Genomic DNA, 21,458 nt, shown 5'->3' on the forward strand with positions numbered 1-21,458 from the left:
ATAAAATAGCCTTGGATATAAACCCAAGGCTATGAATAATATTTATTTTGTTTCAGGTTTAAGGCGTCAAGAACTCCAAACGGCCAACTGAAAACTCCCAACTCAATTAATGGTCAAACTCACTAGCATTCTTCGCCGATTCTTCATCAGATACCAGTTTTCTTACTTTCTTTTTATCTAACCATAATACCAGTGCAGGTAATAAAGTTAAATTGAAAATTAAAGCGACCAATAGGGTTATGGATAGGAGCAGGCCAAGTACTACCGTTCCTCCGAAAGTAGATGCGGTGAATATTCCGAAACCGAAGAATAAGATTAAAGCAATGTGTGTCATGCTTACGCCTGTTTCGGTAATGGTATCGGTAATCACTTTTGGTACGCTGAAATTGGTCAGGTTTAATTCCTGCTGGTAACGGGTTAAGAAATAAATGGTCTGATCGGAAGCTAAACCAAAGGCTATGGTAAAAATTAATATGGTAGAAGGTTTTAAGGAAATTCCAAAATAACCCATAATCCCTGCAGTAATGATTAGCGGAACAATGTTGGGCAATAGCGAAATAAACATAATGCCCAAACTCTTAAATTGTGCCAACCTTAAAAGGGAGATCAATACGATGGCGAGGGCTATACTTTCAACCAAATGCTTTAACATATAATCCGTTCCTTTAGAAAAGATAATGCTCGATCCCGTAAGTTCTACATCAAATTTAGATGGAGGTAAAATACTGTCGATCCGCGGTTTTAATTCGGTCATAATGGCGTCTAAACGTTTTGAGCCAACATCAGCCATTTGAAAACTGATCCTTGTACTTTGATTGCCCTTGCTGATAAAGTTGGTTAACAGACTTGCATTTCCTTTGCCGCCATTGGCGATGTAGGCCAGGATAAAGTTCTTTTCTAAATTATCTGGCAAGCGGAAAAAGGTAGAATCGTTATTGTAAAATGCTTGGGTGGCATACTTTAAGCCCATATTTACTGAAATGGAACGCGAAAACTCCGGATAGGAAGAAATCATCTTCTCTAGTTTCTCCATTCTTTTCAGATTGGTTAAATTGAAAACGCCGTTCTTTTTCTTGGTATCTACACTTACTTCTAAGGGTAAAATACCTTCAAAATTTTTCTCAAAGAACTTTAAATCTGTTAAAATTTCCGAGTTTTTAGGCAGGTCATCAACCACATAACCATTAACATTGATTTTCATTACACCAATAAAGGCAATGATGGATATGATAATCGTTCCGATATAAATCAATCCACTTTTGTGCTGTACCAGTGTATCGGTTTTGACTAATAATTTATGCAAAAATCCTTCTTCAACGTGGTTTTGTGCCTTAAGTTTAGGCGCTGGCAAATAACTAAAGATAATTGGGATTAAACATAAACACATTAACCAGGTAATCATTACGTTTATAGAGGCTACACTGCCAAATTGCATCAATAATTCGCTTCCTGTAAAATACAATACGCCAAATCCAATGGCTGCGGTAATGTTCGCAATTAGTGTAGTAATGGCAATTCTTTCTATGGTTACGCTTAAGGCACGCTGTTTATCGCCGTCTTTTCTAAGTTCATTCTGGTATTTATTCAACAATAAAATACTGTTCGGAATGCCAATAATCACAATAAGCGGTGGAATCAGCCCTGTTAGAATAGTAAGTTCGAAACCAAATAGTACCAAAGTGCCGATACTCCAGATAACCCCCATCACAACCACTAAAATAGGGAAGAATACGGCATAAAATTTCTTGAAAAAAAACAATAAGATTAGCGCAGAAACCAAGATAGATAAGCCTAAAAACAATACGAATTCGTTACTTACCAATTTACTCACCGCTGTGCGGATATAAGGTAAACCCGAAATATGTACCTGTATCTTAGTTGTGGCCTGGAAAGCTTTGGCTTTTGCTTCAATTTCTTTTAAAATAGGGTTACGCTCAGCAGTATTTAAGATTTTGGTATCAAAAGTAATGGCCATTAAGGTGGCATTCTGACGGTTGTAAACCAGTCCTTCGAAAAAAGGATTGCTATAAATGGTATTTTTGATCGAATCCATTTCAGCATCAGTTTTAACCAAACCACCAGGGAGCGGCTTTAAAACAAATTTTTGGTTTACAGTATCTTTTTCCAGTTGAAAAATCCTGCCTGATGATAAAACCTGCTTAATGCCTTTTAATTTCTGAATGTCGTTAGAAAGCTGGACCCATTGGTTGTAAACTTCTTTTTTAAAAATATCAGGCGATTGTATTCCCACCACCATTACACTTCCATCTTCGCCAAAGGTCTTTTTAAAGGCATTATATTTTACAAAAGCACTATCGGTAACGGGCAGGATTTTGCTCCCTGTATAAGAGAGTTTTACATTTTTGGCCTGATAAGCCATGAAAATTGTACCTAATAAAAAAAATACGATGATTGCGATACGGTTCTGAAGAATGAATCTCGATAGCTTAACCCACATGTGCAGCTTAGTTTAATAATAATATTAACGGCAAAACTAATCTTATTTGTAAAACGTGATTACTTTTTGCACAATTAAATTTGCACAAATAACATACTTTTGAAAAAATTGTTTTAACCGGATGTTGCACAAAGTTAGGGGCATTGTTTTAAAAACCACCAATTACAGTGAAAGCAGTGTAGTAGTGCAGGTGCTTACCGATAAATTCGGTATGCAGTCTTACCTCATTAATGGTGTTAAAAAGCCAAAAGCGAAGATTAAGATGAACATGCTGCAATCGCTCCATTTGTTGGATATGGTGGTTTATCATAAAGCAAATACCAATATTCAAAGGGTATCAGAGGTTCGGCAAACGCCTGTTTTTAAAAGCATCCCTTACGATATGATTAAAACCAGTATCGTTATTTTTTTAAATGAGGTATTGTATAAAAGCATCAGGCAACAATCAGCCGATGAGAGTTTATTCGATTATATTTTTAATTCGATTGCCTGGTTTGATGAAATTGAAGAGATCAATCCCAATTTTCATTTGTCGTTTTTATTAAAACTTACCCGTTTTTTAGGTTTCTCGCCTAATGAGAAAAGGAGAAATGACCAGATTTATTTCGATCTGCAAGAGGGCGAGTTTACTTCCAGACTGCCAATCCACTCCAATTATCTCCTATTAGAAGATGCCATCGGGTTTATTTCGCTTTTTAATACACCACTCGAAAAAATTTCTGAAATAAAAATGAGCAATGCACAGCGACGGTTTCTGTTAGATAAGATATTGGTTTTCTATACCTTACATACGGCGTCGTTCGGGGTGGTACAATCACATAAAATCCTCGAAACTTTGTTAAGTTGAAAAAAAAGAAAAAAAGATTTGCAGAACAGTTTTATAGCGCTATATTTGCATTCCCAAACGGAGGATGGGACATTAAGTTTGACAAAATTATAAAAGGGAAATTAGCTCAGCTGGTTCAGAGCACCTCGTTTACACCGAGGGGGTCGGGGGTTCGAACCCCTCATTTCCCACCAAGCCTTTCAGTACAACTGGAAGGCTTTTTTATAAAACTTTGAATACACCCAAAAAAGGGAAATTAGCTCAGCTGGTTCAGAGCACCTCGTTTACACCGAGGGGGTCGGGGGTTCGAACCCCTCATTTCCCACTTAAGTCCTTCAGTTTACTGAAGGACTTTTTTGTTTGATAATTATTGAAGCTGGTTCAGAACACCCCGTTTACGCCGAAGGGTCGTCCCGATTGGGATCGGGATCATTTCCCACTAAGCCTTTAGTAAAATTAGACGGCTTTTAATTCATATAGAAATCACTTTCCTATTAAGATTTCTAAAAGAAATAGACATCCCACAATAATTAAACAGTTGTTAAAGATGTTTTACACCTATATCTATATTCCAAAACGCGCGATAAATATTATATCGGTTCTACTGTTAACCTAACGGAACGGTTAAAGAAGCACAATACAAACCATTCAGGTTTTACCGGGCATACTGGTGATTGGTTTATTGTCTGGTTCGGGATTTTTGATAATTTAAGAGATGCAAGAATTAAGGAAAACCAGATTAAAAAATGGAAAAGCAGGGTTATGATAGAAAAATTGATTGCATCAACTGGTTTATAGCACCCCGTTTACACCGAAGGGTCGTCCGGATTCTGATCGGGATCATTTCCCACAACTAAAGCCTTTCAATTTATTGAGAGGCTTTTTTGTTGTAAATCAAATCTGAAATATAAAGACTTCTCAGAATCTTTCTCTAATGCGGTCGTCATGCTGAATTTATTTTATTAGCAGTTTTTATTGTTTTTAAGGCCTAATAGCTACTTCGTGGTCAGCATCTGCTATAAAAACCACTTATTGAGCGCTGTCATTCTGAACGAAGTGAAGAATCCCTAACATAGAGCAATGATCATGTTGGATCCTGAGTATCTTAAAAAGATTCTTCAATGCGTTCAGAATGACAAAAAATGCTATTTAGGCTCCCACAACTCAATCTTATTACCCTCTCCATCCATAATATGGATAAATTTCCCATAATCGTAGGTTGCAATCTCATCGAGTATGGTTACACCGTTTTCTTTGAGCTTCTCAATAAGGCCCTCAATATTCTGTACACGGTAATTAATCATGAAATCTTTTTTGGATGGCGAAAAATATTCATCCCCTTTTTTGAACGGACTCCATTGAAGTGATTCGATCTCATCAGGATTGTTAAGGTTTCTGGATTCAAAACTTGAGGTGCCCCAAGCGCTCATTTCAAATCCTAAATTTTTAGCATACCAATCTTTCGTTTCCTGCGGATTATCTGAAAAAAAGAAAATGCCACCAATTCCTGTCACTTTTGGAGTGGTATCCGTAGTCGAATTTAAGTCGTCTTTATATTCTTCCATATTATTTTTCTGTTTGGCTGAATGTAAGTGGTGTTACAATCAATATCGTTATTGTTAGTTTTTCTTACTGGCTCAATATAGCAGAAAATCACTTCTTCTAAAAAATGTTTTTCTTTGCAGAAATGAGTTTAAATAGAATGTAATTTATATTTTATTTACCTTATTCGATTATATATCCGAAATTGCCTGTCGATAAACAGTAGCAAATGTTTGGTAAAGTTATCAGGTTCATTTTCTTTGGAAACTACTTTGTGGGTATTCTGGCTGTTGCCCTAACGCTCGAGGCTACCTTGCAATTAAAACTGCCGCTTAATTCATTAAATTACTACCTGTTGTTGTTTCTGGCGCCAACCATCTATTATACCTACGCTTACAATAAGGTTTCTACCAAGCCATCTGTAACTAACCCACGCAATCAATGGTATTTCAAACATAAAACATTTATCAACTGGAGTCAGGCTGTGCTTTTTATTATTTGTATGCTGTTGGCCATAAACCTGCTTTACAAAAACTTTCAGCATATTATGGGCTTGCCCATCAGTTATTGGATCGCAATATTGATCATCATCACTGCAGGCGGCTTATATTACGGTTTATTGCCCAGATCTTTCCTTAAATTTAATCTGCGCAATACAGGCTGGTTAAAGGCTTTTGTAATCGGTTTTGTGTGGGCCTGCTGTGCCAATGTGCTGCCGCTGATTATGCTTAAAATTGAAACTGGGGTTGGCTACCACGATTCTGTATTGTGGACCTGGCTATTTATTAAAAACTGGATGTTCTGCACCGTAAATGCAATCATTTTTGATATTAAAGACTACCCAACGGATGCTAATAGACATTTAAGAACATTCGTAGTACGTTATGGCCTGCGAAAAACAATTTTCAGTATCCTGATTCCATTGCTGATTATAGGTTTAGTTTCTTTAGGCATATTTGCGCGTTACAAAGGTTTTGGATTGCCACAGGTTTTATTTAACGTGTTGCCTTTTATCCTGACCATTTACGTAGCTTATTCCATGCACCGAAGAAAAAACATTCTCTATTATTTAATGGTAATTGATGGGCTTATTTTGTTTAAGGCGATATGTGGAATAATCGGGATGCAGTTTATTTATTAAGTAGAAAGGCTAAAGCAGAAAGACCAAAGCCAATGTTATATTTGAAAGTGCAATCTTGATACCTGATTCTCGTTACTTGATACTATGCTTAACAACTACGATAAAATAGCCGGTCATTATGATACTTTAAGCCGTTTGGTGTTTTTTAAATCGCAGGTTAATGCGCAGATCAATCAACTTCGATATATTCAGGAGAATAGCCATATATTAATTGTTGGTGGAGGAACCGGGTGGATCTTAGAGGAGCTCGCGAAGATTTATTCTAGTGGATTAAAGATCGTTTATGTAGAAATATCTGCTAAAATGATTGCGCTTTCTCAAAAACGAAGCTATAAAAATAATCATGTTGAATTTGTAAACATGGGTATTGAGGATTTTAAAACTGATGTATTATTTGATGTAATTTTAACGCCTTTTTTGTTTGATAACTTTGCGGAACAACGCGCTGCAAAGGTGTTTGCACAATTAAATGAGTATTTAAAAAGAGATGGATTGTGGTTTCTGGTCGATTTTTCGTTAAATAAAATCAACGGAAACTGGTGGAAATGGTTGTTGCTCAGATCGATGTACAGCTTTTTTAAATTATTGGGTATTGTAGAAGCGCATCAGCTTATCGATATGAATCCTTACTTTTTCAAAGCCAATTATCTGATTGTTGACGAACGGCTGTATTATGGGAGTTTTATTAAGGCAACAATCTTCCGAAAAATAAAAATGACATTAATTTAATGCAATTATGTTGCATTTGATAATTCATTTCTGATCTTTGCATTAAAAGATTTAGATATGGATTTTGATGTAATCATAATTGGCGGAAGCTATGCTGGCTTATCTGCCGCATTAACTTTGGGTAGGGCGACCAGAAATGTTTTGGTAATTGATGCCGGTAAACCGTGCAACAGGCAAACGCCACACTCCCATAATTTTTTAACGCACGATGGCCATGAGCCTGCAGCTATTTCTAAAGCTGCTAAAGCAGAAGTACTGGAATATCCAACAGTTAGATTTTTAGAAGGGAAAGCCATTTCGGCCATACAAATAGATGGAGGTTTTAATGTTGGTACAGAAAACGGCGAAAATTTTACCGCACGAAAAATATTGTTGGCCACAGGTTTAAAAGATGTGCTGCCTGATATTAAAGGTTTGGCTGAGTGCTGGGCTATTTCTGCTATACATTGCCCTTATTGCCATGGTTACGAGGTGAGGAATGAAAAAATAGGCCTGTTAATGAATGGCGAGCATGCATTTGAGATGGCCAAAACCCTGAACCATTGGAATAAAGATTTAACGGTTTTAACCAATGGTAAATCGCAGCTAAGCACCGAGCAGACTGAAAAACTGAAATCCAAATCAATTAGTATTATAGAAGACGAAGTTGTTGAACTATTGCACAATAATGGTTATCTCGAAGATGTTGTTTTTAAAAATGGTGAAAAAATAACCTTAAAAGCGATCTACCTCAAATCGGATGTTGAACAACATTGCAACTTCGACGAACAGCTCGGTTTTGAATTAACAGATTTAAAAACAATAAAAGTAGATGAGCAGCAGCAAAGCACTGCCAAAGGCGTTTATGCCGCAGGAGATTGTGCAACCTTGTTCAGGTCGCTATCTATCATCACAGCTGCAGGAACAATGGCCGCAGTGGTAATGAATAAGGAAATGATTTCTGAAGATTTTTGATCAACCATCGGAAATTTAAAATAAGATTGCGCCAACAATTGTTGCAATAAACATCGCTGCTATTACGATTCTATCAGCAGTAATCCATTGCGCTCTTGTAAGTGGTGTAATAGTTTTTTTTTCGCTTTCTGCTTTGTGTCTGGAAAGCCTGAAAACTGATGTGTCTAATTTAATAAGCATAGGGATGAGTTTAATAGGGTCAATTTTCTTAAGACAAATCCCAAGCCAAAAATTAAGAAAAATGTTGAATTGTTAATAACTTATACTTTTTTGTTATTCCGCTGATATTTATATGCTTATCAGTGCAATTAGTTGGGTAGCCACTGATTAAGCTGTCTAGGAAATGAAACAGCTTAATCATGTTATGTGTATAGTAATGAGTTTATTACCTATCGTTCTGTTTTGTCTTTCTGTGCTTTTAATTTGCTATTCTTTTTACCGTACCAGAAGTAAATGGCTAAACCAATAATTAACCAAACCGCTAACCTGACCCAGGTTTCCCAAGGTAAAAATACCATCATGGCAATACAGGTTAAAATGCCCAAAATAGGGATTAGGGGCACAAAAGGAACTTTAAATGGACGTTTAGCCTCGGGATCTGTTTTTCTTAAGATCAAGATGCCAACACAAACCATTAAAAAGGCTAACAAGGTACCAATGCTTGTCATTTCGCCTACCACATTCATGGGGACAAATGCAGCAAAAAGTCCAATAAATACACAAAGTATAATGTTCGATTTGTAAGGCGTTTTAAATTTAGTATGTACATCAGAAAACATCTTTGGCAATAAGCCATCCTTACTAATGGAGTAGAACATTCGCGATTGAGCCATTAAATCGATTAAAATTACAGAAGTATAACCGATTAAAATCGCCAAAATAATAGCCTGGCTTAACCAGGCGTAAGGTGTTTTTTCGATGGCAATGGCTACCGGGGCACCGCTGTTGGCAAATTCTTTATAATTGGCCAGACCAGTCATTACATGCCCGAACAAGCCAAATAAAACCGTACAAACCACTAAAGATCCAATGATGCCGATTGGTAAATCCCTGGCTGGATTCTTTGTTTCCTGTGCCGAAGCTGCTACGGCATCGAAGCCGATAAATACAAAAAACACTAAACCAGCACCGCGTAAAACACCACTCCAGCCAAACTGACCAAAGGTTCCGGTATTTTCAGGGATGTATGGATGATAGTTTGCAGGATCGATATATTGCCAGCCCAGCGCAATAAAAACCAATACCACACCAACTTTAAGAAACACAATAATTCCATTTACAATGGCAGAGCCTTTGGTGCCACGGATTAATATGGCCGTCATTAAAACCACCACCAATGCTGCAGGGATGTTTACAATGCCATTAACGGTAGAACCATCGACAAGTTTAGCAGTTTCGAAAGGGGATAAGGTTAATTGCGGAGGGAGATAAATATGCAGGCTGGCTAAAAACCTGGTTAAATACTGCGACCAGCTGATGGCTACGGTTGCACAACCCACAGAATATTCCAATACCAGATCCCAGCCTATAATCCAGGCAAAAAGTTCGCCCATGGTAGCATAAGAATAGGTATAGGCACTACCGGCAACCGGAATCATCGATGCAAATTCTGCATAACATAGTGCTGCGAAACCACAGCCTAAAGCGGCAATTATAAACGATAAGGTAACTGCCGGACCGGAGTGATTGGCCGCGGCCAAACCTGTAATTGAAAATAAGCCTGCACCAAGCGTTAAGCCTACGCCAATTAAAATAAGGTTTATCGGCCCTAAGGTTCTTTTGAGCGTTCCTTCGCCGCTTTCGTTTGCCTCAGCAACAATGCTGGCAATAGATTTTTTCATGAAAATAAGTTAAAACGTTGCAAAATTATTAAAATATATTAAATCTATAGTATTTATATATTTAATTCCTCGAAGCCTGGACGAGCGTGTGTGCAAGCGGATCTTTGAAATCTAAAACGGTCACTACAAATTTCTTCTTTTAGAAAATCTGCGCCCTGTTTTTCATGGGAGCTGCAGTCCCGCCATCGCTTGTAGTCCTCTCCCGATGAAAAATCGGGATGCGGGCTATCCACTCTGTCGGGTTTATTTACAAGGGGCTGTTCTGGCATTATCCCAAAAACCATTAATCGTAAAACCAGCCCTCTCCACCTTAAACCTGATAGAACCAAATAGCTCCCGATTTTATCGAATATTTTATATTTAAAGGGTGTCTAAATCGGGACTATAGGTGATAGCAGGACTGTAGAAACCTAAGGATTACAGCACCCTGCTTTACAAAAAAAGGCTACAAATACTTAGATTTTATTCATTTAACCTTAAACATAAAATTTTTATTAAAAATTAATTAACTGATAATAAGGTGTTTATGTATTTACTTTAATTTATTTTAGTACTATGTATTGCATGGTAGTATATAAAACATATATCTTTGTTATATGATAGCAGAAAATACGCAAACACAAATGCGGAAGGGAATTCTGGAGTACTGTGTTTTATCAATCATCTCACGGGGCGAAATATATGCTTCGGATATTATTGCCGAATTAAGGACGGCAAAGCTATTGGTGGTTGAGGGTACATTATATCCATTATTAACGAGGCTTAAAAACAATGGTTTATTAAGCTACAACTGGGTAGAGTCTACCTCGGGCCCACCGCGTAAATATTATACCTTAACCGAAGATGGTCGGGGTATTTTATCACAACTAGATCAAACCTGGCAGGAGCTGGCTTATGCTGTAGGTATTTCACAAAAAGGAGCCAATTCATAAATATTAAAAAGGAAATGGAAAAGACCATCATCATAAACATAGGGAACACGATTATTCATATTGAAGAAAGTGCTTACGAACTCTTAAAGGCCTACCTGAACGAAGTAAAACAATATTTTGCCAACCATGCAGATGACCTTGAAATTGTAACGGATATCGAAAACCGGATTGCCGAACTGTTAACCGAGCAATTGGAAGAGCAGAAAAAACAAGTGGTAGATTCGGCCAACGTAAATTCGGTGATTGCGCAAATGGGCAAGGTGCAGGATTTTGACACGGTAGAGGAAGGTGAAGAAGCGCCAGTGATCAATAACAACTATCAATACCAATACACAGAGAAAAAACTGTACCGCGATATGGACGACCGCGTGGTAGCGGGAGTTTGTGCAGGTATTGCACATTATGTAAACGCAGATCCTAAATGGATCAGGCTGGCGACCTTGCTAATCAGTATTGCCGGTGGATTTGGAATACTGGTATATGCCATACTCTGGATCATCATGCCAAAAGCCAAATCGCGTATCGAAAGGATGGAAATGAAAGGCGAACCTGCAAATCTTCAGGGTTTCCAAAAGAACTTAGATGAAGAGCTACAGGCCGTTAAGGAACGCTTGGGCGAAGTAAATAAACATGCTCAGCCAATATTTGCCCGTTTAGGGAATTTTATAGGAGAGTTTTTCGAATGGCTTGGCCGGTTTATTTCGGGCACCGGAAAGGTGATTTTTAAGATCATTGCGGGGTTCATCATTGTTTTTGGCGTACTCTTTTTAATTACCTTAATTATTGGTACGGCCGCTTTTCAGGGGTTTTGGGATGCGAGTATCTATGAATATTTTCCCTTCTCTATTATAAATGAAGGCAATAGGGGGGCAATTTTATTTGGTGCATTTATTGTTTGCTTTGTGCCGATTTTAGCCCTGGTGTTATTCTCGATCAGGGTAGCTTTTAACAAACAGGCCATTAACAAAACACTTTCTTTTGCCCTGTTAATTATCTGGTTGGCCGGGGTAGCTATAACAGGTTATCAAGCCGCTAAAATATCATCAGAATTTAAGCAACATGCAGAGTTAACACAAACAACCGACCTGAAAGCTTATCCAGTGTACACCATCAATATTGATAAAAGTAAATATTTCAGTAAAGAAGATAGCGCGGCTTACCACATTGATGCGAATAACCGCCACCAGATTGTAGTTGACGATTTTGAAGACGGACCTTTTGTTTCACCGAACCGTATCCGCATTGATATTAACAAAAGTGAAACCGGTGTTACGCGTTTAACGCAGAAATACGAATCACAGGGTAAAACCTTTCAAAGTGCCTTGCAAAATGCACAGAACATTAGCTACAATTATGTAGTGAAAGATGCTGAACTGATTTTTAGTCCGCGGTTTCAATTGAGAAAGGGAACCATTTGGAGAAACCAGGAAGTAAGGTTAAACCTTGAAATTCCGGTGGGTACAAAATTAATTTTAAAGCAGGATGCTTACCGCTATGTTAATAATTACTGGACCTGGGAATGTAACGACAGCGAAAATGATCATAACGATTCTAGTGTATGGATTATGACGGATGATGGTTTGAAATGCGTTGCAAAATTAAAAGAAGAAGCGTTAAAAAAGGAAAAGTTAGAGCAAGAGCTACGTGATTTAGATCATTTGCACCTAGAAAGACCTAATGATACCCTTTACCAGGATTCTGTATCAAACCGGATTAAGGAAGTTAAGGAAGAATTGGGGATAGCGCCTGAATAATACGATCCGATAAACATCATAAAAGTACCTATAAGAAAAAACCAATGAAAACATTATTTACGCTAGTTGCATGCTTTATGGCATGTGGGGCTTCTTTTGCCCAGAAATTAAATAAACTTACAGGGAAAATTGTTGATGAAAAGACTGTTCCGGTATCGTTTGCGGTTGTTAGGGTGCTGAATTATCCTGATACCACTGTGGTTAAAAGCGTATCGACCAATATCGAAGGAGCGTTTGCGATCGATCAGTTGAAAAGTGGCGAGTATGTATTGTCGATTTCTATAGTGGGCTTTAAAAGTAAAAAAACTAACCGTTTGTCGCTTAACGAAGACATGAAATTACCTGCCATTACGATCGAAAGTTTAAGCAAACAATTAAAAGAAGTGAGCGTTCAGGGCAAAAAACCTTTTATTGAGCATCAGATTGATAAAATGGTACTGAATGTAGAGAACAGCATTATTGCAACAGGCGGTACGGCGCTCGAAATTTTAGAGAAAGCGCCGGGCGTACAGTTAGACAGGCAAAACGACCAGATTTTATTGAACAATAAATCGGGTGTAATGGTGATGATTGATGGGAAGAACAACTTTCTATCGAGTGCCGATTTAACTGTTTATCTGAATGGCTTAAGTAGCAGCCAGATTGCTACCATCGAAATTATTACTAACCCATCGGCTAAATATGACGCTGCCGGCAACGCGGGCATCATCAACATTAAACTTAAAAAGAACAAAGCATTTGGTACCAACGGAAGTGTCTCGTCAACCTATCGCAATGCAATAAGGGCTAACTTACCCACCAATATTTACGGATCGGAGCTTAACTTCAATTTAAATCACCGTGTAGAAAAGTGGAATTTTTTCACCAATGCAAATGCTTCAAAGAATAATAATTTTTCGAATTTATTTTTAGAGCGGAGCACCAATGCCAATGGTTTACAAAGTATGTTTAACCAGAATTTTCAGAAAATATATACAGGATCGCGGTTGGCCGCAAAACTAGGTGCAGATTATTACGCAGGTGAAAAAACAACTATCGGTATTATGTTTGATGGCAGTACGAATACACGTAAATTGGATAATTTCTCTCAAACCTTTATAAATGAAATTAAGGATGGGGTTGCGGGCAATAATTCGTTAATCCAATATTCTGATGCGAATACCCCAAACAAAAATTATAGTGCAAATTTTAATATCAGGCATGATTTTAAAAAAGAGGGTGCCAGCTTAAATTTTGATGCCGATTACTCCGGCTTTGACTACTCGGGGCTGGAAAATTTTAACACTAACTTTTACGATGAAAAAGGGGCTGTTTACAACAATACAATTATTAAAAATGATAGTAAAACAGCCATTGATATCTATGCTGCAAAAACAGATTTTACCTGGCCGCTATCAAAAACTACAAAACTGGAAACCGGTTTAAAAAGTGCTTATGTAAAAACCAATAATGATTTTTTGTCGTTGGCATTGGTAAATAATGAATGGCAAAATGTTGTAGGGCAAAGCAATAATTTTATTTACAAAGAAAACGTAAATGCAGCTTATGCAAACTTATCAAAAGATCTGGGCAAGTGGCAGGTTCAGGCTGGTTTACGGGCAGAGTTTACCCAATCTACCGGAACATCAGTAACCAATAATACATCGGTAAAACAACATTATTTGTCATTATTTCCAACGGTTTTTATTAACCAGAAAATTTCTGAAAGTAGTAATCTACATTACACCTATGGCCGACGGATAGATCGACCAAATTACCAGCAATTAAATCCGTTTAATTTTTACATGGATCCTTATACCATAGCACAGGGAAACCCATACTTAAAACCACAGTTTACCAATAATTTTGAGGTGAGTTACAATTATAAAAGCGGATTGTTTTTTTTATTGAGTTATGCCAAAACAAAAGATTTAATTTTAGATAGTAAAACCGCACAAAACGATAGCACCAGAATAGTTACTGTAGGCCAAGGGAATATTGGCAGCGGGGAATATTACTCGGCCGGGTTATCTGTTCCGCTAACCATTGCCAAATGGTGGAATTTGCAAAACAATTTTAGGGTTTCTTATAATAAATTTAATGATGATAATTTAGAGGGCGCCCCCTTTGTTTTAAGTAAAGTCTTTTACAATTTTAATACGGTGAATTCGATTATTTTGGGCGATAACTGGGCATTTGAGACCAATTTTTGGTTAAACTCACCAAAAGTTAGGGGTTTAGAACGGACCACTATTTATCAGTATGCTTTAAATATTGGTGTGCAAAAAAGTTTCCTGAACAAAGCTTTAAAGCTTAAGTTAAATGTTGATGATATTTTTCAAACCAACTACTGGAAAGGAACGCTCGATTATCAAAATGTGAATTTAAGGGTGCAGAATAATTACATCAGTAGAAGGGTATCTTTCAATATCAGTTATAGTTTTGGCAACCAAAATCTAAAATCAAACCAGGACCGGAAAACGGCGGCAGACGATGTTAAGAACAGAGCCGGGGGGTAGTCTGGACTCTAAGTTTGGAGTTTGGAGTTGAGAGTCTGGGGGTGAAAGTTTGGAGGCAGAAGTTCCGGGTCGACTGAGTTTCGCAATAACAAATTTGTCTCAGCATTAAAAATAGAACGCCTAAAAAGAAGAAATCATGAAAATATTACTTACGCTAGTTGCATGCTTAATGGCATGTGGGGCTTCTTTTGCCCAGAAATTAAATAGTTTGACGGGAAAAATCGTCGATGAAAAAACTGTTCCAGTGTCGTTTGCCATTATTCGGATTTTAAACTATCCTGATACCACCGTGGTTAAAAGTGTATCGACCAATATTGAAGGAGAATTTGCAATTGATCAGTTGAAAAATGGTGAGTATCTGTTGTCGATCTCGATCGTTGGTTTTAAGCGTAAAAAGACGGATCACTTTTCAGTCAACGGTGATTTAAAGTTGCCAATCATCAGTATCGAAAGTTTAAGCAAACAATTGAAAGAAGTGAGCGTTGAGGGCAAAAAACCTTTTATTGAACATCAGATCGATAAAACGGTGCTGAATGTAGAAAATAGCATTATTGCAACTGGAGGCACGGCTTTAGAAGTGTTAGAGAAAGCCCCAGGCGTGCAGATCGACCGCCAAAAAGACCAGATTAAACTGAATAATAAAAGCGGTGTAATGGTGATGATCGACGGGAAATCGAATTTCCTATCTGGTGCTGATGTTACCACATTGCTGAGCAATATGAGCAGCGATCAGATTTCTACCATCGAACTTATTACCAATCCATCTGCCAAGTATGACGCTGCCGGAAATGCCGGGATCATCAACATCAGACTAAAACGCAACAAAGCTTATGGTACCAATGGTACAGTTTCTGTTACTACCGGGCAGGGTATTATGCCCGATTCGCCCAGCGATTTGTTCCGCGCCGGGGTAAACCTGAACTTAAATCACAGGCAAGGTAAATGGAACATTTTTGGAAATGGTGCCGTTGTACGCAAAGCCCAGTTTAACAATACCTTTTTAACCCGTACCACTTTATCTGAAGGTTTGGCCAGTTCACTTACGCAAAATTTCGACCGTAAAAATAAAGGTGTTGGTTTTCAGGGGAAGCTGGGTGCAGATTATTATGCATCAGAGAAAACAGTTTTCGGGGTGATGTTAGATGCCAATACGGTAAACACCAAACTGACTAACTTTAGCAATACCAATATTAATGCAGTGCAGAATGGAACTTCGAATCTCAGCTATATTTTACAGGATGCCAACTCGAGTTCGCCTGTGGGTAATTTAACAGCCAACTTTAACATTAAACACGATTTCGATAAAAAAGGTAAGAGCCTTACTTTTGATGTAGATTATTCGGGTTTCAGCAATAAAAAAGATGAAAATTTTTTGGCCAATTATTTAAATGCAAACGGCAACCCAACCAACCAAACCAGTTTAAGAAATAATACGGATGCGGAGATCAATGTGTATGCCGCCAGAACGGATTTCACTTTGCCCATTTCTAAAACGATGAAAATTGAAACGGGCTTAAAAAGCAGCTATGTAGTTACGAATAACGATTTTATTTCTGAGCAGTTGGTATCTGGTGTCTGGCAAAATGATCTGGGCAAATCGAACAACTTTGTATATAAAGAAAATATCAATGCCATCTATGGTAGTTTCTCTAAAGAATGGAAGGTATTTCAGGTTCAGCTGGGTTTAAGGGCGGAGCACACCCATTCTAATGGCACTTCTGTAACCGACCAGAAAGAAGTAGACCGGAACTATCTATCTGTTTTTCCAACGGTTTTTGTTAATCAGAAGATCAGTGAAAACCATAACATCCGTTATTCTTATGGCAGAAGGGTAGACCGTCCAAATTACCAACAGCTTAATCCATTTGTGTTTTACATGGACCCTTTGGCGGTTGATCAGGGAAATCCTTATCTGAAACCTCAGTTTACTGATAATTACCAGATCAGTTACAGTTATAAACAAGCTTCATTTTCGCTCAGCTATTCGAACACCCGTGATATGATTACGCAAATTAGTAAACAGGATGATGCTACCCGGGTGATCAGTGTAATCCGCCAGAATTTAGGCCGTTTCCAGAACTACTCCGCCGATTTATATGTTCCTGTTAAGGTGACGAAATGGTGGAATATTCAAAATAATGTTAGTGTTTATTACAGCAAATTTAATGACGGAAATATTGAAGGTGCTGCATACAGTGCGGGTAAGGCTGCGGTAAATATTTTCACCTCCAATTCCTTTTCCTTGCCTCAAAACTTTAGTATCGAAATTAGTGCATGGCTAAACTCCCCGCGGGTTTCGGGTGTAGAGCAAACCACCATTTATCAGGGCGCTTTAAACGCCGGAATCCAGAAAACTTTAATGAACAAAAAGCTTAAACTCCGTTTAAATATGGATGATATTTTACTTACCAACCATTGGGAGGGGAAACTGGTTTATCAGAACATCAATATGAACGTAGTGAACCGTTACACCAGCCGAAGGGCAAATTTCAGCATCAGCTACAATTTCGGGAACCAGAATGTAAAATCGGCCCGGTCTAGAAATACAGCTACCGATGATATCAAGGGAAGGGCAGGAGGGTAGTTTTTTAGTCCTTAGTCTAAAGTCTGGGTAGTAAATCCCCAATTAACCAATTTATACAGTTAACCAGTTTAAACAATTAACCAAAAAACAATGAAAAATATAATATACAGTATCGCAATTTTAATTACCGCTTTAGCTTACGGATGCCATAATAGTGGCGGTTATTTATCAATAAATGCTACCGATAATGATACTAGTTTCAAATTTGAAGCCAAGTACGCCGAAGATAAAACGGGTAAACTGGAAAAATTCCTGGATAGTGCCTTGAATAATGAACTTCCGTTAGATCAGAATATCGATCTGTTCGTAAACTTAAACGGTAGCGATAAGTTTAACCTTAAAGCCAAAAGAGGCTGGTTAGTAATCGACTTCGATAAGCGGAACAGCTCTATGGCAGGTTATATGAAAGTGAAAAAACTTACTGAAGGGATTAGACAGAAATTAACGGAGTAACGTGTTTTAACCGCAAAGATCACAGAGAGAAGACGCAGAGCACGCAAAGTTGGATGGCCTTCGACTATGCTTAGACTGCAATTTATAAAGAAATATCTGCGGATATCTGTGTGATCTGCGGGAGAACCCCTTCGTAGTTGTTTCCCGCAGATTTAAGGTGATAGGCGCAGAACTAAGAGCTTTACTTATCAAGCCCTAACTGTTTACGTGTCTCTATATTTAAATTGTACTGTTCTTCAATTGATATCACTTTCTTTGTGTTTTTGTTTATGTTTTTGCCTTCTTTTGACCAAAGGGTTGGATAAAAACTAATGACTTTATCCCCTTCTAGTTTTGAAACCTCATCTCTCCACTTATTCCACCTTTTGCCTTTATAAAATTTGTCTAAATCGTTGTTGAAACAAAACTGTAAGAAATCCGAATAAGTAAGATCAAGTGGCTCGTAAGTTAAATTATCTGGAGAAAAATAGTATATTTTTCCCAGGTCTTTACCGAGGCCACCACCATTTAAAAGGTAAAAACCGCCAATTGCATCATCTGCAACTAATAGGAAGGGCGATGCTTCTCCAAATTTCTGTATTGATTTTTCTTTGTTCCAATCAGGTAGTGTACGGTTTAGTTTTGGATTGCCCGAACCAAGAATTCTGATCCAGCCATCATCAACCAAAATTCCGCCAGTCATATAAACTACCGAACCCATTGGCGAACGTGTGGTTACCTGTGTCTTAAACAAGGCATCTTTTGCCTTTGCACTATCAGCTGTTAAAATTTCGACTTTGTTTTTTGCAGATTCAATCCAATCTTTTACCACAGGCCAGCCTGGGTTGGTGGTATTGATGAGTTCATTAACTGGTCGCATTTTGGTCTGTGCTGTAGCGGCTAAATTAGATAGGGCAACTATGGCAATTAGTAAGTGTTTGATCATAATTTATATTTAAACCTCTTTTATTCATTTCTTTCCACCAAACAGCTTGTCCAATAAATACCCATTTGTCCTCTGTTATCCATGGTTCCTTTGGGTAATAGTTTTTTTGGACAAGCTAAAAGGGCAGTGTCAACTTCTCTGACAAATTTTGTTAGTGCACAAAGGTTATTTTCTGAAAAGGGAAGTATGGCGAAAGACCAACTCGAATAATAGGATAACATCCATTTAAATTCTTCATCGATTTTATTGCTTAAAAGGTATTCGTTTAAAATTGTATACGATTCCAAAATAATTGAATTTTCCAGATCTTTAACACCAGTGAAATAACTCGGCTCAATTTCACCATACCAGTTCAGAAACACAAGGCGTTTCAGGATTTCAAGCTTGGTTTCCTTGTTTTCTGTATTGAAAAATAAATCGAAATAGCTTTTGTGGATGTGTCGATACTGACTGAAAATGCCATCCTCTTTGAGTTTCTTGTCTATATTATCCATATCTGTCATTTCTTGTAGAGACACAGTATAGTTGTATAGTTCTAATTCTTGATTTGATAGGTTCTTGATTGTTGTTTTCACATTTAACCTTTTAAATTCAGTCTATTTCTTTGCCGTATATTTTAAACCTAACTCTTTTTCAACTTTATTGGCCAATTCTGATTCAAAAACAGCTGTTAACTGTTTCAAAAGTTTTGGATCCTGATTATCGTTGTAACCTCCTCCTTGCCCAAGTTCATTATAAGCATATACAATAAATAATGAGGATGTTGGGGATGTCTTCCACGTCTCTTCGTCACCATAATACCTGAATGTGAACCTATAGTTTTTATCCTTGATTTTTATGGTCAAATAGTCTTTGCCATCATTATAATAATCAACATAGGTTGTGTCAGTATTTATACTTTCATCGTCTTTATTCCTTTCCTTTGCGATTTCTTTATAAATATCCTTCGCTTCTTGATTAGGTTCAGGTTCACGGTAAATATTTTTATTTTCAGCTATCACTTTCATTACAGCAGCTTCCAAGTTAGCCTTATTTGTTTCGAAATCGTAACTTGTCAAAGAGCCATGTCCTGCACTTATCATATTACAGCCGTTTAATGCGAAAAAAAGAAATAATAATAAATAATTTGTTTTTTTTGAATCATGTTGTTTACACATTGGGAAATAATAAGATTTATTCGTGGCTAAATTTCTATAATAAATGGTTTTGTCTATCAGGTTTTCGGCACGTAGTATAATGATTTATTTTTTAATCTGTTGCGTTAAGGAATCGATGCTTTTGTATGGTTCCATTCCGATTTAAATAAATTTTTATTTTAAACAAAGTCTATTAACTGTTTTTATACAATTCAATTTTCCGGCCATCGGGGTCAATTATAATGGTCATAAAACCAAATTCTGTTTGGGTTGGTTCTTGCGAAAAATCAACTTGTGATGTTTTTAACGTTATCATCACCTGATCAAAATTTTCTATACCAAATCCTAACCTTAAGTTTTTGTCTGCTTTATCTTGGTTTTTAGCTAATGGATAAATTTCAACAATAGTTGACTCAATTATAGCCGAATAATGGTATGGAGAGTTGTCATGTTTATGATATTCAAATTTAAGCCCAAGTAAACTATAAAAATCTGCTAGAAGTTTCGTGTTACTTGTTCGTAGTACCAATAAGCGAATTTCCATGTTTTTATCTTTTATTGCTCAATAATCTCAATACTATCGCCGTTCGTTATTGCCAATTGTTTGGTCTTTTGGTTAAAAGCCACTTTCGGAAGTTCTTCAATATTGCGAATGATTGATGAATTTTGTAATCCACTTTGCAAACTCTCGTCCTGATCTACTATTTCGCCTGTTACCAAATTTATAATTTTCGGGAAGCCATATGTATCCCAGGCATACTGGTCATTAATGGCGAAAAGATTTCCAAACTCAATGTCCATTTTAACTGGTTTAGAAATTTGATTCAAGTTGATGTCCCAAATGGCAATATGTTTTGGTGGAAGATTTTCCAATAGCTCCTCATTCATTTCCTCCTCATCCGATGACCCCAATAATATGCAGCGGTCATCAATAAAACTTGCAGTAGCGATTTCTACCACAACGTTTGGATAAATTTCAGATTCATCAAGCAGTTTGGGGTTTTGTATACATTTTTCGATGTCGTATACTTTGATGGCATCCCAGGGGTGCCAAAACCAGCCTTTACTCATCAGGTATTTGCCATTGGGACTTATTTCGAGCCGGGAATGAAAAAAGTCGGTAGGATTTCGTCCCTCACGACTGGTGATGATCTGTCCGGTTTCAACCTCTTCAAAATCAAGCCTACAGTATTCGGATGGACAATGAATTAAAAATGTGTTACTGTTTAAGGTCACGAATGCCGCAGGGTATTCATAAACATCTGCGCAATAATATGAACGGTTTATTTCTCTTAAAAGTGCTCCGTTTTTAAGTAGAAGTCCCTTTGTGCCAAGTTTTTGATAAATAAACGCATATTGTCCGTCGGCCGATATAATGGCGCTGTCGCCAAAATTAAAACTATTTTTGCCCAATTGATCTGTTTTTCCATCAAGTGTATACCGCTTGCCAGCAGAAGCCCAGTCTATAACTGCATTGTTAAACCAACAGATAGTTTTTAAATGATTGGCTGGTATAGTTTGTCGTTTCATTATGACCTTTTGGTGTTTTCGGAATTAATCGGCACAGCTTGAGATTGATTGTAAGATAATGCTGCGGTAAGATTAAAAAAAATGAGGAGCGTTAGAGATGATTTCACGATTTACTGGGGCTTATGAAAGTTAATTAATGTCTGTCGATTTAAGTG

General features: G+C 37.4%; 18 protein-coding genes, 2 tRNA genes and 1 pseudogene. 12 read left to right on the forward strand and 9 right to left on the reverse strand.

Annotation, left to right across the window (positions count from 1 at the left end; translation table 11 throughout):
* Nucleotides 1-106: 106 nt before the first annotated feature.
* Entirely contained in the window at nt 107-2,458 is a 2,352-nt protein-coding gene (locus LQ201_RS16480) for an RND family transporter (protein WP_230144533.1), read from the reverse strand.
* Between the two features lie 121 nt (nt 2,459-2,579).
* Between LQ201_RS16480 and recO the strand changes: the two genes are divergently transcribed.
* The 4 genes and pseudogenes from recO to LQ201_RS16500 form a co-directional block, all read left to right on the forward strand.
* Nucleotides 2,580-3,305 (forward strand): DNA repair protein RecO, encoded by a 726-nt coding sequence (gene recO, locus LQ201_RS16485; protein ID WP_230144534.1) that lies wholly within the window; start codon nt 2,580-2,582, stop codon nt 3,303-3,305.
* A gap of 95 nt (nt 3,306-3,400) precedes the next feature.
* A tRNA-Val gene (locus LQ201_RS16490) sits at nt 3,401-3,478 on the forward strand.
* Between the two features lie 56 nt (nt 3,479-3,534).
* A tRNA-Val gene (locus LQ201_RS16495) sits at nt 3,535-3,609 on the forward strand.
* A gap of 251 nt (nt 3,610-3,860) precedes the next feature.
* Nucleotides 3,861-4,082 (forward strand): annotated as a pseudogene (locus tag LQ201_RS16500) (GIY-YIG nuclease family protein); the annotation flags it as partial.
* A 347-nt stretch (nt 4,083-4,429) separates the two neighbouring features.
* On the opposite strand, the gene LQ201_RS16505 reads toward LQ201_RS16500, so the two are convergent.
* Nucleotides 4,430-4,849 carry a VOC family protein gene (locus LQ201_RS16505; protein WP_230144535.1) on the reverse strand — a complete coding sequence of 140 codons (420 nt, stop codon included), beginning with the start codon at nt 4,847-4,849 and terminating at the stop codon, nt 4,430-4,432.
* A gap of 206 nt (nt 4,850-5,055) precedes the next feature.
* Here LQ201_RS16505 and LQ201_RS16510 point away from each other — a divergent pair, with 206 nt between their 5' ends.
* The 3 genes from LQ201_RS16510 to LQ201_RS16520 all read left to right on the forward strand — a co-directional run bounded on the left by LQ201_RS16510 (nt 5,056) and on the right by LQ201_RS16520 (nt 7,650).
* On the forward strand, nt 5,056-5,967 hold the full coding sequence (locus LQ201_RS16510) for a hypothetical protein (RefSeq protein ID WP_230144536.1): 912 nt from the start codon (nt 5,056-5,058) through the stop codon (nt 5,965-5,967).
* An 84-nt stretch (nt 5,968-6,051) separates the two neighbouring features.
* A complete protein-coding gene (locus tag LQ201_RS16515; RefSeq protein WP_230144537.1) occupies nt 6,052-6,696 on the forward strand; it encodes a class I SAM-dependent methyltransferase in 645 nt (214 codons plus the stop codon).
* Between the two features lie 57 nt (nt 6,697-6,753).
* The gene (locus tag LQ201_RS16520; protein WP_230144538.1) at nt 6,754-7,650 is read left to right on the forward strand and encodes an NAD(P)/FAD-dependent oxidoreductase; all 897 of its coding nucleotides are present in this window, start codon (nt 6,754-6,756) and stop codon (nt 7,648-7,650) included.
* Between the two features lie 15 nt (nt 7,651-7,665).
* Here LQ201_RS16520 and LQ201_RS16525 read toward each other — a convergent pair whose 3' ends face one another.
* Nucleotides 7,666-7,830: a hypothetical protein gene (locus LQ201_RS16525; RefSeq protein ID WP_230144539.1), complete on the reverse strand. Its 165-nt coding sequence runs from the start codon at nt 7,828-7,830 to the stop codon at nt 7,666-7,668.
* Between the two features lie 209 nt (nt 7,831-8,039).
* Nucleotides 8,040-9,491, reverse strand: coding sequence for an amino acid permease (locus LQ201_RS16530; protein ID WP_230144540.1), 1,452 nt, complete (start codon nt 9,489-9,491; stop codon nt 8,040-8,042).
* A 596-nt stretch (nt 9,492-10,087) separates the two neighbouring features.
* Here LQ201_RS16530 and LQ201_RS16535 point away from each other — a divergent pair.
* The 5 genes from LQ201_RS16535 (at nt 10,088) to LQ201_RS16555 (ending at nt 17,712) form a co-directional block, all read left to right on the forward strand.
* Entirely contained in the window at nt 10,088-10,423 is a 336-nt protein-coding gene (locus tag LQ201_RS16535; RefSeq protein WP_029275299.1) for a PadR family transcriptional regulator, read from the forward strand.
* Nucleotides 10,424-10,437: 14 nt separating this feature from the next.
* Complete coding sequence (locus LQ201_RS16540) at nt 10,438-12,177, forward strand: PspC domain-containing protein (RefSeq protein WP_230144541.1); 1,740 nt, start codon at nt 10,438-10,440, stop codon at nt 12,175-12,177.
* A gap of 44 nt (nt 12,178-12,221) precedes the next feature.
* Nucleotides 12,222-14,675 (forward strand): outer membrane beta-barrel family protein, encoded by a 2,454-nt coding sequence (locus LQ201_RS16545; RefSeq protein ID WP_230144542.1) that lies wholly within the window; start codon nt 12,222-12,224, stop codon nt 14,673-14,675.
* A 136-nt stretch (nt 14,676-14,811) separates the two neighbouring features.
* Nucleotides 14,812-17,259 (forward strand): TonB-dependent receptor domain-containing protein, encoded by a 2,448-nt coding sequence (locus tag LQ201_RS16550; protein ID WP_230144543.1) that lies wholly within the window; start codon nt 14,812-14,814, stop codon nt 17,257-17,259.
* A 90-nt stretch (nt 17,260-17,349) separates the two neighbouring features.
* Nucleotides 17,350-17,712, forward strand: a complete 363-nt coding sequence (locus LQ201_RS16555; protein ID WP_230144544.1) for a hypothetical protein — start codon at nt 17,350-17,352, stop codon at nt 17,710-17,712.
* Nucleotides 17,713-17,893: 181 nt separating this feature from the next.
* Here LQ201_RS16555 and LQ201_RS16560 read toward each other — a convergent pair whose 3' ends face one another.
* The 5 genes from LQ201_RS16560 to LQ201_RS16580 all read right to left on the reverse strand — a co-directional run bounded on the left by LQ201_RS16560 (nt 17,894) and on the right by LQ201_RS16580 (nt 21,303).
* Nucleotides 17,894-18,637 carry a DUF2625 domain-containing protein gene (locus tag LQ201_RS16560; protein WP_230144545.1) on the reverse strand — a complete coding sequence of 248 codons (744 nt, stop codon included), beginning with the start codon at nt 18,635-18,637 and terminating at the stop codon, nt 17,894-17,896.
* Nucleotides 18,638-18,657: 20 nt separating this feature from the next.
* A complete protein-coding gene (locus LQ201_RS16565; RefSeq protein WP_230144546.1) occupies nt 18,658-19,212 on the reverse strand; it encodes a hypothetical protein in 555 nt (184 codons plus the stop codon).
* A 21-nt stretch (nt 19,213-19,233) separates the two neighbouring features.
* A complete protein-coding gene (locus tag LQ201_RS16570; protein WP_230146653.1) occupies nt 19,234-19,719 on the reverse strand; it encodes a hypothetical protein in 486 nt (161 codons plus the stop codon).
* Between the two features lie 247 nt (nt 19,720-19,966).
* Complete coding sequence (locus LQ201_RS16575) at nt 19,967-20,317, reverse strand: VOC family protein (RefSeq protein WP_230144548.1); 351 nt, start codon at nt 20,315-20,317, stop codon at nt 19,967-19,969.
* Between the two features lie 11 nt (nt 20,318-20,328).
* Nucleotides 20,329-21,303 (reverse strand): hypothetical protein, encoded by a 975-nt coding sequence (locus LQ201_RS16580; protein WP_230144549.1) that lies wholly within the window; start codon nt 21,301-21,303, stop codon nt 20,329-20,331.
* Nucleotides 21,304-21,458: the final 155 nt, after the last annotated feature.

Origin of the sequence: Pedobacter sp. Bi126, from assembly GCF_918698245.1 — a bacterium.
Lineage (GTDB): Bacteria > Bacteroidota > Bacteroidia > Sphingobacteriales > Sphingobacteriaceae > Pedobacter.